14 protein-coding genes are annotated in these 16138 nt (G+C 59.1%); 3 read left to right on the plus strand and 11 right to left on the minus strand.

Features of this window, described 5'->3' with window-relative positions; all coding sequences use genetic code 11:
* The first annotated feature begins 234 nt into the window (after positions 1-234).
* Both AB4O41_RS15630 and AB4O41_RS15635 read left to right on the plus strand, forming a co-directional pair.
* Complete coding sequence (locus AB4O41_RS15630; protein ID WP_460143810.1) at positions 235-591, plus strand: DUF6124 family protein; 357 nt, start codon at positions 235-237, stop codon at positions 589-591.
* Between the two features lie 102 nt (positions 592-693).
* On the plus strand, positions 694-1323 hold the full coding sequence (locus AB4O41_RS15635; RefSeq protein ID WP_460143811.1) for a class I SAM-dependent methyltransferase: 630 nt from the start codon (positions 694-696) through the stop codon (positions 1321-1323).
* Between the two features lie 112 nt (positions 1324-1435).
* Here the strand turns inward: AB4O41_RS15635 and AB4O41_RS15640 are convergent, their stop codons facing one another.
* Genes AB4O41_RS15640 through AB4O41_RS15650 form a run of 3 tightly spaced genes read right to left on the minus strand, consistent with a single transcriptional unit; the run spans position 1436 to position 6650 of the window.
* Positions 1436-4486, minus strand: a complete 3051-nt coding sequence (locus AB4O41_RS15640; RefSeq protein WP_460143812.1) for an efflux RND transporter permease subunit — start codon at positions 4484-4486, stop codon at positions 1436-1438.
* Positions 4483-5550: an efflux RND transporter periplasmic adaptor subunit gene (locus tag AB4O41_RS15645; RefSeq protein ID WP_460143813.1), complete on the minus strand. Its 1068-nt coding sequence runs from the start codon at positions 5548-5550 to the stop codon at positions 4483-4485. The genes AB4O41_RS15640 and AB4O41_RS15645 overlap by 4 nt, the downstream gene beginning before the upstream one ends.
* Positions 5547-6650, minus strand: coding sequence for an efflux RND transporter periplasmic adaptor subunit (locus AB4O41_RS15650; protein WP_460143814.1), 1104 nt, complete (start codon positions 6648-6650; stop codon positions 5547-5549). Before AB4O41_RS15650 ends, AB4O41_RS15645 begins: the two co-directional genes overlap by 4 nt.
* A 213-nt stretch (positions 6651-6863) precedes the next feature.
* Between AB4O41_RS15650 and AB4O41_RS15655 the strand changes: the two genes are divergently transcribed.
* On the plus strand, positions 6864-8024 hold the full coding sequence (locus AB4O41_RS15655; RefSeq protein ID WP_460143815.1) for an AAA family ATPase: 1161 nt from the start codon (positions 6864-6866) through the stop codon (positions 8022-8024).
* A gap of 267 nt (positions 8025-8291) precedes the next feature.
* On the opposite strand, the gene AB4O41_RS15660 is transcribed toward AB4O41_RS15655, so the two are convergent.
* The 8 genes from AB4O41_RS15660 to AB4O41_RS15695 form a co-directional block, all read right to left on the minus strand.
* The gene (locus AB4O41_RS15660) at positions 8292-9173 is read right to left on the minus strand and encodes a transporter substrate-binding domain-containing protein (protein WP_460143816.1); all 882 of its coding nucleotides are present in this window, start codon (positions 9171-9173) and stop codon (positions 8292-8294) included.
* Complete coding sequence (locus AB4O41_RS15665) at positions 9170-9952, minus strand: amino acid ABC transporter ATP-binding protein (protein ID WP_460143817.1); 783 nt, start codon at positions 9950-9952, stop codon at positions 9170-9172. The genes AB4O41_RS15660 and AB4O41_RS15665 overlap by 4 nt, the downstream gene beginning before the upstream one ends.
* A complete protein-coding gene (locus AB4O41_RS15670; RefSeq protein WP_123719075.1) occupies positions 9949-10608 on the minus strand; it encodes an amino acid ABC transporter permease in 660 nt (219 codons plus the stop codon). The genes AB4O41_RS15665 and AB4O41_RS15670 overlap by 4 nt, the downstream gene beginning before the upstream one ends.
* A complete protein-coding gene (locus AB4O41_RS15675; protein ID WP_460143818.1) occupies positions 10589-11254 on the minus strand; it encodes an amino acid ABC transporter permease in 666 nt (221 codons plus the stop codon). Before AB4O41_RS15675 ends, AB4O41_RS15670 begins: the two co-directional genes overlap by 20 nt.
* A gap of 684 nt (positions 11255-11938) precedes the next feature.
* Complete coding sequence (locus AB4O41_RS15680; protein ID WP_460143819.1) at positions 11939-12721, minus strand: MetQ/NlpA family ABC transporter substrate-binding protein; 783 nt, start codon at positions 12719-12721, stop codon at positions 11939-11941.
* A gap of 262 nt (positions 12722-12983) precedes the next feature.
* The gene (locus AB4O41_RS15685) at positions 12984-13916 is read right to left on the minus strand and encodes a sigma 54-interacting transcriptional regulator (RefSeq protein WP_460143820.1); all 933 of its coding nucleotides are present in this window, start codon (positions 13914-13916) and stop codon (positions 12984-12986) included.
* Between the two features lie 56 nt (positions 13917-13972).
* Positions 13973-14554, minus strand: coding sequence for an alpha/beta hydrolase (locus AB4O41_RS15690; RefSeq protein ID WP_460143821.1), 582 nt, complete (start codon positions 14552-14554; stop codon positions 13973-13975).
* A 475-nt stretch (positions 14555-15029) separates the two neighbouring features.
* On the minus strand, positions 15030-16103 hold the full coding sequence (locus tag AB4O41_RS15695; RefSeq protein ID WP_460143822.1) for a fatty acid desaturase: 1074 nt from the start codon (positions 16101-16103) through the stop codon (positions 15030-15032).
* Positions 16104-16138 lie beyond the last annotated feature (35 nt).

The raw sequence follows: 16138 nt of genomic DNA on the forward strand, positions 1-16138 counted from the left end.
CGGTCCGTCACTGCTCATCAGTGATCGGGTTTAGTCGCCCGGATCTTTCCAGGCGCACAGCGCTACCTCATTCCAGGTGTTTCATTGCCTGAAAGTTATGGTGGCTGTGCGCAGGGCACCCTCGGGTGCGCCGGTATTGCCTGGAGACCGGTCGACTAACCTGCGTGCAGCCGCCACCCCTATTCGTTTAGTCGCGATAACGGTTGGCTCCAATTAATTCCAGGAGTTTTACCAATGAAAAAATCCGTACCCGATCCACCTCCCGAAACCCCCACCAACGAAACCGCCACTGAAGACCCGCTCAGGGATCGATCGGCGCTCTACCGTGCGATTGATTTCTACCTCACCGGCGATCAGCCCTCACCGCCCGACGAACTTCGCTTCTACAACGTCAGCAAGGACGTGAGCTTCGAGGATACCCAGCTCTACGTCGCTGATCTGCTGCGCTGCGCCTCGGTCACGGCGTATCAGTGTGGCGATCAACTCAAGGGCGCCGATCGGGCATTGGTGTTCTCCGTCTGGCATTTGCTGGAGATTGCCAAGGCAATGGTTGATCGGTCCATTGAATGTCTGGGGATGAAACAGAGCTGAGTCTGGCCTGAGTCATTGGTCGTCAGTGATATCGCCTTCGCGGGCAAGCCTCCGGCGTCATGGCGTATATTCGGCGAATCCCAATTGCCTGCGCAGCCGACCATGAAACAGACTCCCGACGACCTGGAGCAAATCACCTCCACCACCCTGGGCCATTACAACGCAGTGGCCGAGGACTTCCGCGAAGGCACTCGCGATCACGATGTCAGCCAGAACATCGATGCCCTGCTGCGGCATATTCAGGGTGAGGCGCCGTTCACCCTTCTCGACTTCGGCTGCGGGCCTGGTCGCGATCTGCAAACCTTCACTCACCTGGGCCACACCGCTATCGGCCTCGACGGCTCGGAAAAGCTTGCGCAGATGGCGCGGGAGGACAGTGGTTGTGAAGTCTGGCAACAGGACTTTCTGAAACTCGACCTGCCGGCCGAGCGGTTTGACGGGATTTTTGCCAATGCGGTGCTGTTCCACATCCCGAGTCAGGAATTACCTCGGGTGTTGAAGCAACTGCGCGAAGCGTTGAAACCGGGTGGGGTGTTGTTCAGCTCCAATCCTCGTGGGGAGAATCAGGAAGGCTGGAACGGGCCGCGTTATGGGGCTTATTACGATCTTCAGGCGTGGCAGGAACTGCTGACTAAGGCGGGATTTGTGGAGCTTGAGCATTACTACCGGCCGGCGGGGCTGCCGCGGGAGCAACAGCCTTGGTTGGCGAGTGTTTGGCGTAAGCCGGTGTAGCCTGACAGGACGCCATCGCGGGCAAGCCCGCTCCCACAGGGAACCGAGTTTGCCTGAACGACTCGATCACTGTGGGAGCGGGCTTGCCCGCGATGAGCGCGAAGCGCTCGCCTCACTGCACTTCTTTCTTCGGCTCGCGAACCTTGTACCAGGCCACGTACAGCGCCGGCAAAAACAGCAGCGTCAGCAAGGTCGCGATGATGATCCCGCCAATCATCGCGTAAGCCATCGGCCCCCAGAACACTTCCCGGGCAATCGGGATCATCCCCAGGCTCGCTGCCGCCGCCGTCAACAAAATCGGGCGGCGCCGGTGTTCCGTGGCCTGCACCACCGCGTCCCACGGCGTGTAGCCGTTCTTCTCGAAGGAGTCGATCTGGGTCACCAGAATCACCGAGTTGCGGATGATGATGCCGATCAGCGCCAGAATCCCGAGGATCGCCACGAAGCCCATCGGCGTACCCGTCGGGATCAGCGCCAGCACCACGCCGATCAACCCGAGTGGCGCGACGCTGGCCACCAGGAACAGCTTCTGCACGCTGTGCAACTGGATCATCAGGAAGGTCGCCATCAGAAACAGCATCAACGGCACGACCTTGGCAATCGGCCCCTGAGCCTTGCCACTTTCCTCCACGGTACCGCCGGTGGCGATTTTGTACCCCACCGGCAAACTGGCGGCGAATTTATCGATGTCCGGTTGCAGCTGTTTTACCAGGTCGGTCGGCTGAATCTCGTCGCGCACCGCGGCCTTGATGGTGATGGTCGGTTTGCGATCACGACGCCACACCAACGGCTGTTCGAGTTCATACCGCACCGTGGCAAACGCCAGCAGCGGAATCGAGGTGCCGCCGGGGGTGACGATCTGCAAGTTCTGTAAGGTTTCCGGACTGCCGCGTTCGGCATCTTCAGCGCGGCCGACCACGTCGATCAGGTAGATATCGTCATCGACCTGCGTCACCGGCGAACCGACGACGATGCTGTTCATCAGGCTCGCCACGTCTTCCGACGACAACCCCAATTGCCGCGCCTTGTCCTGGGCGATGTCGATGCGCAGCACCTTACCCGGCTCGTTCCAGTCGTAAATGATTTCGCCAATGTGCGAGTTCTTATCCAGTTCGGTGGCCAGGGCGATAGCGTGTTTACGCACCTGATCGATGTCTTTACCGCTGACCCGATACTGAATCGGCCGTCCCACCGGCGGGCCCATTTCCAGAGCCTGGACGTAACTGCCGACACCGACAAACTCTTCACGCAGGCGCTTTTGTAGGCGAGCAGTCAAGGCCGTGCGTGACTTGCCTTTGCTGACGATTACCAGTTGCGCGTAGTACGGGTTCTGCAATTGCTGGTCGAGGGGCAGGTAGAAACGGATCGCACCCTCGCCGATGTAGGTGCTCCAGCGCACGATGTCCGGGTCGCCCTTGAGCGTCGCTTCGAACTTATCCACGATCATGCGGGTTTCAGCAATCGAGGCGTTTTGCGGCAGGTTCAGGTCGACAAGGATTTCCGGGCGGTCCGAGGACGGGAAGAACTGGTTCTGCACGAACTGCATGGAAAACACCGAGAGCACAAACAGCGCCACGGTGATGCCGATGGCCCACCAGCGATTGCGCATGGCCCAGAGCAGACCGCCATTGAACGCCCGACCGATGCGCCCCGGCTCTGCGTCATGAGGTTTCACCTTGGCGCTCAGAATATGCACACCGAGTACCGGGGCGAACAGCACGGCGACGATCCATGACACCAGCATGGCCACCGCGATCACCGCGAACAGGGTGAAGGTGTATTCACCGGCAGAGCTGGCGTTCAAGCCGATCGGCACGAAACCGGCCACGGTGACCAGCGTGCCGGTGAGCATCGGGAACGCCGTCGAGGTGTAGGCGAAGGTCGCCGCTTGCTCTTTGGTTTCACCCATTTCCAGGCGCGTGACCATCATCTCCACCGTGATCATCGCGTCGTCCACCAGCAGACCGAGGGCGATGATCAGCGCACCGAGGGAAATCCGTTGCATGGTGATGCCGCTGTATTCCATGAAGAGGAAAACCATCGCCAGCACCAACGGAATCGAACACGCCACCACCAGCCCAGCGCGAACACCCAGACTGATGAAGCTGACGATCAGCACGATCACCACCGCTTCGAACAACGCACTGGTGAAGCCGCCGACGGCTTCTTCCACCACTACAGCCTGGTCGGAAACGGTGTGTACACCGACGCCCACCGGCAGGTCGGCCGTCAGCTCATCCATGCGCAGGTGCAGCGCCTTGCCGAAGTCCTGAATGTTGCCGCCCTTTTTCATGGCGATCGCCAGGCCGATGGCTGGTTGACCGTTGAAACGAAACTCCGGGGTCGACGGATCGACGTAGCCACGGCTGATGTCGGCGATGTCAGCTAGTCGGTAGAAGCGGTCGTTGAGCTTCAGGTTGACGTTGGCCAGGTCTTTCTCGGAGGCAAACTGCCCCGAGGTCCGCACCGAAATTCGCTCCGGACCGGCCTCGATCACCCCGGCCGGGGTCACGGCATTCTGCGATTGCAGGGTCTGCACCACCTCGCGCCGATCAATGCCGAGCGCGGCGAGTTTGCGGGGGGAGAAGTTCAGGTAAAGGACTTCATCCTGCTCGCCGACCATCTCGACCTTGCCCAACCCCGGGACTTCGCGGATTTCGGCACGCACCTGTTCCACGTAATCGCGCAACTGGCGCATCGACAAGCCGTCGGAGGTAAAGGCATACACCGAACCGAACACGTCGCCGAACTCATCGTTGAATCCCGGCCCTTGCAGGCCCTGCGGGAATTCACCGCGAATGTCATTGATCTTCTTGCGCACCTGGTACCAGATCTGCGGGATGTCCTTGGCGCTGGTGGTGTCGAGCAGGTTAACGAAGACCGTCGATTCGCCGGGGCGGGTGTAGCTTTTCACGTAGTCGAGCGAGTCGAGTTCTTCGAGTTTTTTCTCGATCCGGTCGGTGACCTGTTTGAGGGTTTCTTCCTGGGTCGCGCCGGGCCAGCGGGTCTGGATCACCATGGTTTTGATGGTGAACGACGGGTCTTCTTCGCGGCCCAGGTTCAGGTACGAGAACACGCCCATCAGCAGCGCGACGAACATCAAATACCAGACAAACGACTGATGCTTGAGGGCCCATTCGGATAAGTTGAAACTCCCTTTCATTGTGGGCTGTCCTCGTCAATTTTCACTTTTTGCCCCGGCTTGAGGCTGTTCACACCGGCACTGACCACCCGCTCGCCGGACTTCACGCCGTTGGCCAGGACCACCGTGGCATCAGTCCGACTGATCAGGCTGACGTCCCGTGGCGAAACGGTTTGCGTCTGCGGATCGACGACCCAGATCCGCAGTTTGCCGTCGACCTCCTGCAGCGCGCTCACCGGCAGTTCGAGACGTGGCTTGATCGCAGAGCTGAGAGTCACGCTAATCGCCGTGCCGAGGCGAAAGCCCGGCGGCGTATCGGTCAGGCTCAGACGGGCGCGACGGGTACGGGTGGCGCTTTGGGCCTGGGGTTCGATTTCGCGCACGATGGCAGTGCTGGTGATGCTCGGGTCCAGTTGTGAGGCGACCTGGAACACCACGTCGGCGGGCAACTGATCAACCAGGGTGTCCGGCAGGTCGATCACCGCTTCCTTGATGTCCGGCTGCGCCAGGGTCACCACTTGCTGGCCAGCCGTCACCACTTGCCCGGCTTCGGCGTTCCATGCGGTGACAATGGCTTTGTGATCGGTGCGCAGCTCGACGTAGTTGAGTTGGTCCTTCGCCTGATCGACTGCGGCCCTGGCTTGATCGAGAGAGGCCTGGGTGGTTTTCAGGTCGGTCTGGGCGATGTCCAGTTGAGCCTGGGCGCCGACCCCGCGATTGAACAGTTCCTGCTGACGCCGGGCGTTGGCCTGAGCATTGATGAGCTGCGCCTGAACGCGCGCCAGATCACCCTGAGCCGAGCGCAACTGGTTCTGCTGATCGGTGGGGTCGAGAGTGGCGAGTAACGCGCCCTTCTGGACTTCGGCGCCGACATCGACGTTACGGCTGGCGATACGCCCCGGCACCCGGAAACCGATGTTGCTTTCGTAACGGGCCTGAATGCTGCCGGCAAACCGGCCGAGGTCTTCTTGATTGAGCGCTTTCACCTCCACGGACAATACCGGCCGAACCGGTTCTGGCGGCGCTTCCTCTTTGGAGCAGGCGACCAGCAGTGCAGCGGCGGACAACAGCAACAGGCGCTTCATGGCTGGGCTCCTGTCATTGGTGTCTTGTAGGTGTTTTCGACGATCTCCACCCGCACGCCCGGATGCAGTAATTGGCCACCTGCGGTGACAACTTTTTCGCCACCGTTGAGGCCGGCGCTGACAATGACTTTGCCGGTCAGGTAACGGCCGACGGTGACCGTGTGCAACTGCGCCTTGCCCTCGGTGTCCACCAGCCACACGGCCGGGTCACTGAGGTTCTTGGTCAGGGCCGACCAGGGCAGCTCCACTGCAGTTTTGCCGACTGGCTTGGCGGTGGCGCTCACCACCGACCCGAGTTGCATGCCCTCGGGAAGACTGGCCAGGGTGACTTTGACTTGTACCGTGCCGGTCTGCGCGGACACTGCCGGTGTGACTTCCCGAACGGTGCCCGTGGTTTTGATCTTCGGGTTGTCGAGCAGGCTGACCACGATCGATCTGTCCGACGGTGGCTCGGCAAGCAGCGATTCATAAACGTTGAACACTGCGTCGCGCTCGCCGTCCCGGGCCAGGCTGAAAATCGGCACCGTGGCTTGCACCACTTGGCCAACTTCGGCTTGGCGCGCGGTAATCACCCCAGGCGCATCGGCAATCAGTGCGGTGTAACTCAGTTGATCACGGGCGTTGGCCAATTGCGCCTGAGCAGCAGTCAATGCGCTCTGACTGCTGCGCAAGGCAGCTTGGGCAGAATCGTATTCGCTCTGGCTGGTGTAGCCCTTGGGCAGGAGTTTTTGCTGGCGAACGAAGGCGGCGGCGGTTTGTTTGACCCGGGCCTGTTCGGCCACGACCTGAGCCTGGGCCGAGTCGACATTGGTTTGCAGGTCTTTCGGGTCAAGTTTGGCCAGCACTTGTTTGGCCGAAACCCGGTCACCGACATCGACCATACGCTGGATGATCTTGCCGCCCACACGAAACGACAATTCGGTTTGAACTCGCGCCTGGACGTCGCCAGTGAGTGTCACCGCAGCGGCGTAATCCGATGGCTTGACCTCTTGCACGAAGACTCGCGGGCGGTCCTTCTCGACGGGCTTTTTATCGCCACAGGCGGTCAGCATGGCGATGAAGCTCAGGCCAACCATTAATTTCAATCCGGGACCCGTCATGCAGACTCCTTTGCGTTGTACGAACGTGCCGGTGACGATACGACTGAGAGCTTAGATCAGGGTTCCACGTCTGCACGAGCGATCCTTATACTCCATTGATCGTTCCCATGCTCTGCGTGGGAACACCGCCATGGACGCTCTGCGTCCACTGTGACGCGGAGCGTCACCGGATGCATTCCCACGCGGAGCGTGGGAACGATCAATGAGGAACTCATGCTCAAAACCCTCGCGGTGGCCAATTACCGCTCGATCAATAAATTGGTGATTCCGCTGGGCCGGTTGAACCTGATCACTGGTCCCAACGGCAGCGGCAAATCCAACCTCTACCGCGCCTTGCGCCTGCTGGCGGAAACCGCTCAGGGCGGGGTGGTCAATGCGTTGGCCCGTGAGGGTGGGCTGGATTCGACGTTCTGGGCCGGACCGGAAAATATCAGCCGACGGATGCGCAATGGTGAAGTGCCGGTCGAGACGAGCGTACGACACGGCCCCAAACGCCTGCGCTTGGGGTTTGCCGGGGAAGATTTCAGCTACTCGATCGCGCTGGGCCTGCCGGAGCCAAGTCAATCGGCGTTCTCCCTCGACCCGGAAATCAAAAAGGAATGCATCTGGTCCGGGCCGTTCTATCGCCCGGCCAGCCTGCTGGTGGATCGCGATGGCCCAATGATTCGCGCTCGCGAAGGTCACGGCTGGGAAGTGCTGGCGCAGCACACGCCGAATTTCGACAGCCTGTTCGATCAGGTCGGCAGCTTTCGCACCTCGCCGGAAGTCATGCAGCTGCGTGAGTTCATCCGTCGCTGGCGCTTCTACGATCACTTTCGCAGTGACGCCGACGCACCGGTTCGCCAACCGCAACTGGGCACCCGCACACCGGTATTACACCACGATGGTCGCGACCTGGCGGCAGCCTTGCAGACCATCATCGAAATCGGTGATCCCGAAGCCTTGCAGGCGGCTATCAGCGATGCGTTTCCCGGCGCGCGACTGAACATCGCGCCATTACAGGGCGGACGGTTTGCCATCCAGTTTTATCAGGAAGGGTTGTTGCGGCCGTTGTCCGCCGCCGAGTTGTCGGACGGGACGTTGCGCTATCTGCTGTTGGTCGCTGCTTTGCTGACCCCTCGCCCGCCGACGCTGATGGTGTTGAACGAGCCGGAAACCAGTCTGCATCCGGATCTGCTGCCGGCATTGGCGCGGTTGATCATTCGAGCGTCCGAGCAGTGTCAGGTGTGGGTGGTGTCCCATGCGCGGCGCTTGATCTCGGCGTTGCAACAAGACCCGGAATGCAATTGCATTGTGCTGGAAAAGAATTTCGGCCAGACCGGGATGGTCGGGCAGCGAATGCTGGATGAACCGGCGTGGCATTGGCCGGATTAGAGGGAGCCTGATAAACCGCCATCGCGGGCAAGCCCGCTCCCACAATGATCTTCAGTGAACACAAAATCTGTGTCCACACCAAACCCTGTGGGAGCGGGCTTGCCCGCGATGACGGCCGCGAGATCGCCGCACAGGTCAGAGAATCACCCCTGCCACTTCCCACCCACAATGATCTTCAATGGACACAAAATCTGCGTCCACACCAAACCCTGTGGGAGCGGGCTTGCCCGCGATGACGGCCGCGAGATCGCCGCACAGGTCAGAGAATCACCCCTGCCACTTCCCTCCCTCGACAATCACGCTCTCAGGCTTGGTGTCATCGCTCAATTCTTTACGCACATACTGGTCGTACAGCTTGAGCAAAAACTTCTCTTCGCCCAGCTTCGCCAACTCCACATTCACCCAGTCACGCAGTTCGATATTGCCCTTCTTCACCGCCGGTGCGATCGGGGCTTCGGCCCCCAGTTTTTCCTCGAGCACGCGGTAGCCCGTATTCTGCTTGGCCCAGCTGAACAGCACCAGATTGTCCTGCGCATAAGCATCGCCGCGACCATTGGCCAGGGCTTGCAGGGACTCGGAGTTTTTCTCGAACTTCAGCAATTTCCAGTCCGGATGATTCTTGGTCAGCCAGATATCCGCCGTGGTGCCCGTGGTCACGATAGTCGTGCGGGTCGCCAGGTCATCGAGGCTCTTCACCGAACTCGCCTGCGGCACCAGTGCCTGCACCGCAACCTTGAGATTCGGGTTAGTGAAGTCCACAGCGTCCTTGCGCTCCGGGGTGACGGTCATGTTGGCCAGGATCAGGTCGACTTTGTCGCTTTGCAGAAACGGAATCCGGCTCGCCGGCTCCACTGCAACGAACTCGACCTTGTTCTCATCGCCCAGCAGATCCTTGGCGAATTGGCGACCAATGTCGGTATCAAACCCCACGTAGCGCCCGGCTTCATCGACAAAACCGAACGGCGGTTTATCCGTGAAGACGCCGACGATCAGCTTGTCCCGGGCTTTGATTTTTTCCAGGTTACCGGCCGGTGCGGTGCTGACGCTTGCGACTTTCGGCTTCGTCGGTTCTTCGGTTTTGTTGCAGCCGGCGAGCAGCGCCAGGCCGAACAGCGGGAGTAGCAGCAGAGAAGACTTGGCAGTTTTCATGGCAGTTCCAATTCCTTTGTTTGAGTCGTTTTGGGTAATGCGGCGACGTAGGAGAACTTCTCCAGGAACTGCTGCGCTCGTGCGGTTTGCGGGTTCGTAAAGAAAATCTCGGGTGGGTTTTGCTCAAGAATGCGCCCGGCATCCATGAACACAATTCGGTCAGCCACGGCGCGGGCAAACGCCATTTCGTGGGTGACAATCAGCAGCGTCATGCCCTCGCGGGCCAGACCCTGTATGACTTCGAGCACTTCCTTGACCATCTCCGGATCGAGGGCGGCGGTGACTTCATCGAAGAGCATGACCTTGGGGTTCATGCACAGCGAACGAACGATAGCGATGCGTTGCTGCTGGCCACCGGAGAGCTGGCGCGGGAAGGCGTCGCGCTTGTCCAGCAGACCGACACGCTCAAGTAGCGCTTCAGCTTGAGCGCGGGCTTCACGGCGTTCACGTTTCTGCACCTTGAGTGGGCCGAGCAACAGATTGTCGAGCACGCTCATGTGCGGGAACAAGTGATAGCTCTGGAACACCATGCCGATCTGCTGACGCACTTCGCGCCAGTCGGTACCCTTATCCAGTAACTCGCGCCCGGCAAAATTCAAGCTGCCGCTGTGAGCGACTTCCAGGCCGTTGAGGCAGCGTAGCAAGGTGCTTTTGCCACAGCCGCTGGGGCCGAGGATGACGATCACTTCGCCCTGCTTCACCTTCAGATCGATGCCGTCGAGCACCTGCTGCTCGCCGAAAAACTTGTTGAAACCCTTGAACTCGATCAATGCACTCATGCTTGCGTCCAGCGCCGCTCCAGCACGCGGGAAGCGGCCGACAGCGGGTAGCAGATGAAAAAGAAAAACAGGAAAAGCGCGCCGTAGATCAGCACTGATTCGTAGGTGCGTTCGATGATCTGCTGGCCAACCTTGATCACGTCCACCACGCCGATCAGCACCGCCAGGGAGCTGGTCTTGATGATCCGCGTGTAAACGTTGATGGTCGGCGGCGTCATGCGCTTCAGCGCTTGAGGCAGCAACACGTAGCCGTAGAGTTGCGGGCCATCCAGGCCAATCGACAGCCCGGCCTCACGCTGCCCGCGCGGCAACGAATGCAAGGCACCGCGCACCACTTCACCGACTTCGCTGGCGCCCCACAGCGACAACACCAACACCGCGCACCAGAAGCTTGGAATGCTCAGCCCGAAAAAAATCGGCAGACCAAAGAACAGCAAATACAGCCAGACCAGCACCGGGATCGCCCGGAACAGTTCCAGATAGACCCGCAGAATCGCGTTCAGCCATTTCGAATTCAGCGTGCGCAACACGCCGTAGAGCACGCCGCCGACAGTACTGATGGCGATGCTCAGAAAAGAGATCGACAGGGTTTGCGCAGCGCCCTTGCCCAGTTGCGGCAACGACACCATGAGCAATTCAAGACCCGAACTGGCCATGCTGGAGCCTCCTTTCCAGACGACTGAGCAGCAGCGACAACGGCAAAAACAGCAGCACGCAAATCAGCGTCAGCACGGCGAGCATTTCGTAGGTTTTGTAATAGAGCGCGATATAGCTCTTGGTGGTGTAGAGAATCTCCGGCACCGCCACCGCCGAGACCACGGTGGTTTCCTTGAGCAGAAAAATGAAATTGGCGAACAGCGACGGCAGGCTGAGGATGCCGGCTTGCGGCAGGATCACGTAGCGCAGCAATTGCCCGTGGGACAGGCCGATGGAGCGACCGGACTCAAGTTGAGCGTGGGGCACCGCATCCACACCGGCGCGCAGGACTTCGGTGAGATAGGCGCCGCCAAGGAAAGTCATGGTGATGATCGCCGCCGCGAAGCCCGATACTTTGATGCCCAAGGCCGGCATGGCGAAGTAGACGAAGAACAACTGAATCAGCAGTGGCGTGTTGCGCGCCAACTCCACGTACAACCCGACCAGGCGTTGCAGGTAGGGGGTGCGAAACACCAGAACCGTCGCGTTGATCACCGCCACCAGCAACGAAGTGCCGATGGCGATAAAGCCGACCTGCAGCGTCACGCCCACGGCTTTGAGAAACGCCGGCAGGGTGCTGAGGATAAAAGCGTAATCGAAAGTCATTGAACATCCCTGGACGCCGCTCGGTAAGCGACGATGGCGCAGTCCATGGGCAGTGGATAACCACCCGGCAGGAACCGACTTTAAAGGTATAAAAAGAAGAATTTAAATACCGTTAAAGCATATTGATATCACGCAAAAAACTATCCTGCGGATTTGCGGCGGCAGTGGAGGACGACTATTTTTCTTTGTGCTGTAGGAAGGCTCTTTTTTTCAAAATACCCTCCACGGACGTGCAGCTTTTGGCCAGACTCCTGCGGCCGAACCCTCACAAGGAAGAGAAAATGGCTGACGTAAACGTGCCACAGCGGCTGGATCCGCAGGACATCGTGAAATTGCTGGTGGCGTTGCGCAAGGCGTTGAAGGCCAGAGTGGCCTAGACCGTAAAAGCAAAAAGATCGCAGCCTTCGGCAGCTCCTACGGGGTTATGTGAACACCCGTAGGAGCTGCCGAAGGCTGCGATCTTTTGATCTTGTGGCGAGGGAGCTTGCTCCCGCTCGGCTGCGTAGCAGTCGCAAATCAGCCAACGCGGTTTGTCTGACACAACGTGCGCGCAATTTTTGAGGTCGCTTCGCAACCCAGCGGGAGCAAGCTCCCTCGCCACAGGTGAAACACACCCCACTAAAAACGCCGACGCTGTATTAGCCGTCGGCGTTGAAACTTTGAAGGGGTTTGAGATGCGGTCGATCAGAACGCCGGCAGTACCGCGCCGCTGTACTTCTTGGCGATGAATGCTTTCACTTCAGGACTGGTCAAAGCCTTGGCCAGTTTCTGGATGGCAACGCTGTCCTTGTTGTCTGGACGAGCCACCAGGAAGTTCACGTAAGGCGAATCAGCACCTTCGATCACCAGCGCGTCTTTAGCCGGGTTCAGACCCGCGTCCAGCGCGTAGTTGGTGTTGATCATGTCCAGGTCGACCTGGTCCAGAACACGCGGCAGCATGGCCGATTCCAGTTCCTTGAACTTGAAATTGTGCGGGTTCTTGGCAATGTCTTTCGGGGTGGCCACGGCGTTTTTCGGGTCTTTCAACTCGATCAGGCCGGCCTTCTGCAACAGGATCAGGGCACGGCCGCTGTTGCTGCCTTCGTTCGGGATGGCGATGGTTGCGCCGTCTTTCAGCTCAGCCAGGCTTTTGACTTTCTTCGAGTAGCCGCCAAATGGTTCGACGTGTACACCGATCACAGTCACCAGATTAGTGCCTTTGCCTTCGTTGAAGTTTTTCAGGTACGGCAGGGTCTGGAAGTAGTTGGCGTCCAGATGTTTCTGGTCGACCTGCACGTTAGGCTGAACGTAGTCGGTGAAGACTTTGATCTCCAGGTCCACGCCTTCTTTGGCAAGGGTCGGTTTGATCAGCTCAAGAATCTCGGCATGTGGAACCGGCGTCGCCGCAACCACCAGTTTTTCGCCAGCCTGGGCCAGGCCCGTGGTCAGGGCAGCCGCCAAAGCGGTGAACAACAGAACCTTTTTCATGCAGTGTCCTTATCGAAATTCGCGGCCATCATCGACGACGGCTAATTAGTACGAGTGCCAGTGATGTGCTATCGCTGGCGTGACGCGGACAATACCGGGATTTTTTATTCCCGAATAATATCTTTTATTCACTTTGATATTCTATTTTGTTCATGCAACCGCCACGCCCGATGTGGAGCTGCCGAAGGCTGCGATCTTTTGATTTTGGCGATTTCAAAGCCACCAAAGATCAAGATCAAAAGATCGCAGGCTGCGCCAGCTCCTACAAAAGCCCGGTGGCTTTGAGCAGTTTTTTCAAGGCATCTTTCTCGGCGGCGGAACCGTTGCCGAGAATCTGTTTGAGTTGCTGCTCGATCGTCACCAGCGACACAGTCGCCTCGGGCAGATTCAAATGCTCCGGCAAAATCTCGTCGCCGGTACTCACCAGCAGCGCAAAGTGAATGACGTTCTCCAGTTCCCGGGTGTTGCCCGGCCAACTGTGCTGCTCCAGCAGGTGCTGCGCAGCTTCGCTGATCAATGGCACCGGCAGGTCGAGGCGCTGGCTGTAGATGCCGAGGAAGTATTCGGCCAGCGACAGAATATCGCCCACCCGTTCACGCAAGGCCGGCAGTTCGAGCTGGCCTTCGCTTAGGTAGTGATAGAGCCGCTCATGGAATTTTCCGGCCGCCACCGCCTGGGCCAGATCGATGCTGGTGGCGGCCACCAGACGTACATCCACCGGGCTTGGCTGCTGAGCGCCAACGCGGGTGACTTCGTGGTTTTCCAGGGCTGCGAGCAACTTGATCTGGATTGGCAACGGCAAGTCGCCGATCTCGTCCAGATAGAGCGTGCCGCCATTGGCCGAACCAAACCAACCGGCCCGGCTGCTAGCCGAACCGCTGTAGCTGCCGGCGGCATAGCCGAACAGTTCAGCATCAGCGTACGTCGGGCTGATCGCCCCGCAGTTGACTGACACGAACAATCCTCCGCGGTCACTGGCGCGATGGATATGTCGCGCCAGCAGTTCTTTACCGCTGCCGGTTTCACCGCGAATCAACACCGAGATCGAACGTGGCGCCAGTTGTTCCAGCTCCTGGCGCAACTGCCGGGAACGCGGGTCGACGAACACCAACGCCTTGGCGCGAATGCTCAGCGGGCTTTTTTCCGCATCGGGAAAGGTCAGCAGCGGCTGACCGAATGTTTCATGCAAGCTCATGGCAGACTCCCGCCCAAAACCGCCGGGGAGACGGGGGCGTTCAATAAAATAAAGGTTCAAGCGCGACGCAGGGCGTGCTGTTCCATGCGGTTTTGCAGACGATAGAGGTACGCAAAACCCTGCTCCCAGCGTTGGTGACCGGACTTCACGTTGATGTGCCCGGCACCCGATAAAATCCCCGCCTCGGCGCCCCACTGGCGCGCCAATTCAAGGGCTCGTGGCGCGCTCACGGCGCTGTCGTTGTCGGAGCTGACGACCTGGCTCGGGAACGGCAGCAAATGAGTCGGGATCGGTGCGAAGTTGCGCAAGGCCGGCGCGCAAGCCGGGCGCTCGACGTCCGCTGGCGCGACCAGCAACGCGCCGCGTACCTGAAGCAAAAATGGCAGCGGTGCCGTGGCCGCCCAATGGGCGACGGTGATGCAGCCCAGGCTGTGGGCGATCAGAATCACGGGCGTACTGTCGGCGGCAATCGCCTCGGCCAGTGCCGCGACCCAGTCCTCACGACGAGGCGTCAGCCAATCGGCCTGCTCCACCCGCGCACTGTTTGGCAGGCTGTTCTGCCAATGGGTTTGCCAATGATCTTCTGGCGATCCTTGCCAGCCCGGCACAATCAGGTAGCGAATTGATTCGTTGCGCATGGGGGAGCTCTCCTGCTGCGTGTCTGTTCCTGATCGAGTATAGGGAGGAGAGTTATATTCGTTAAGGAATAAGAAGCTATTTATTAATACCAATATCGAATATAAAACAAATCCCTGTGGGAGCGGGCTTGCCCGCGATAGCGGTGGATCAATCACCACGATGTTGGAGCTAATGACACTATCGCGGGCAAGCCCGCTCCCACAGGGTTTGGTGTTTGTCCGGAATAAAAAAGGGGCCGCACCCTGCCAAGGAGACGGCCCCGGAAACTCAAAATCTGTTAGCGCGAACCACATCGCTGGGATGTGATGATTGGCTGAAACGGTTATCTAATAAAGGAATATTTAATTACTTTATTAGATCAAAAACACATATACCAATCATTGCGATGCACTCAAGCCACCGCTGCTTGCGTCACAACGTAACGTTCCTTTGGGTCAAATTTATGACCAGCGTCTGAATTTCCGGGCACCTCTCTCAAACCTGAGCGGCACGCACCTCCTGCGCCCCTACGGATTCCTTGCGCACAAACCGGTTAGCCCGCCCGAACGTCCCGAAATCATTGAACCGCACCCCCATCTCGCGCATTACCTTATGCGCCACCGGGACGGTCATCTGACGGACGTAAAACGGCTCTTTCACCACAAAGTGATGGACCCCGTGGCTGCTGCCAAAGTTGAAGCAGAACGCTTGCAACGGCCACATCCACCAAGGGTTCAACACCTGCGTTTGCTGGATCACATTGCCCGGCTCCACGTCACCGTAGTAGTGCATGTTCGAGCTGACAAAGTGCAGACAGAACGTGCGTAACACGTTCGGGCCAATGATCACCACGACAGCAATGTCGATCACTTGCATCACTGCCAATGAAGTCGCCGACCATTCGATAGGCGCCCCCAACAGATGCGCAATGCCATTGGCGGCGTGAAAACCGAGAAACACGTACCACGCCCCCCAATGCACCAGTGCCAGTGGCGCATAGACTTTCAGAGAACGCTTGATGATGCTGAACTTGTGCGCCCGGGTCTTGGCCCGCAGCATGCGGATAAACGCCGACATCACGTTGTCGCCGACCATCAACAGCCGCGCGATGCCCCAGGGTTCACCGTTGGTGATCGCCCGCTCTTCCATGTCGGCTTCGGTGCCGGACACCTTGTGATGGTTGAGGTGCAAATGGCGGCGGATCCATGGATTAATGGTGCTCGGCCGCGCCAGCCACACCAGGCCCATCATCAGGTTGTGCGGCACCCGCTGTTTGCGAAAGTACATGCTGTGGATCAGGTCGTGCTCCAGCTCATGGGTCAGCGAGGCGAAAAACGCGTTGAGCAACAGGCATACCCACCAGGCCATGTACCCGGTGATGTACAGCGCTGCCGAACCGATCATTCCGGCCAACGCGAAGGCCAGAATGCCCGCGCCCAAGGCGTCCTGATGGTTGAGAATCGGGTAGCGCCGACGCAGTTCGACGCCCTTGGCCAATACCACCTCGCGAATATGCGCTGATCGCTGTGCTGCATTCAGTCGCTGGGGACTTGCAGAAGTACCGTCCATGCTTCCATCCTCTGGTTATTGATGTTCGCATCCTG

It is taken from the genome of Pseudomonas sp. S2_A02 (genome assembly GCF_054668495.1).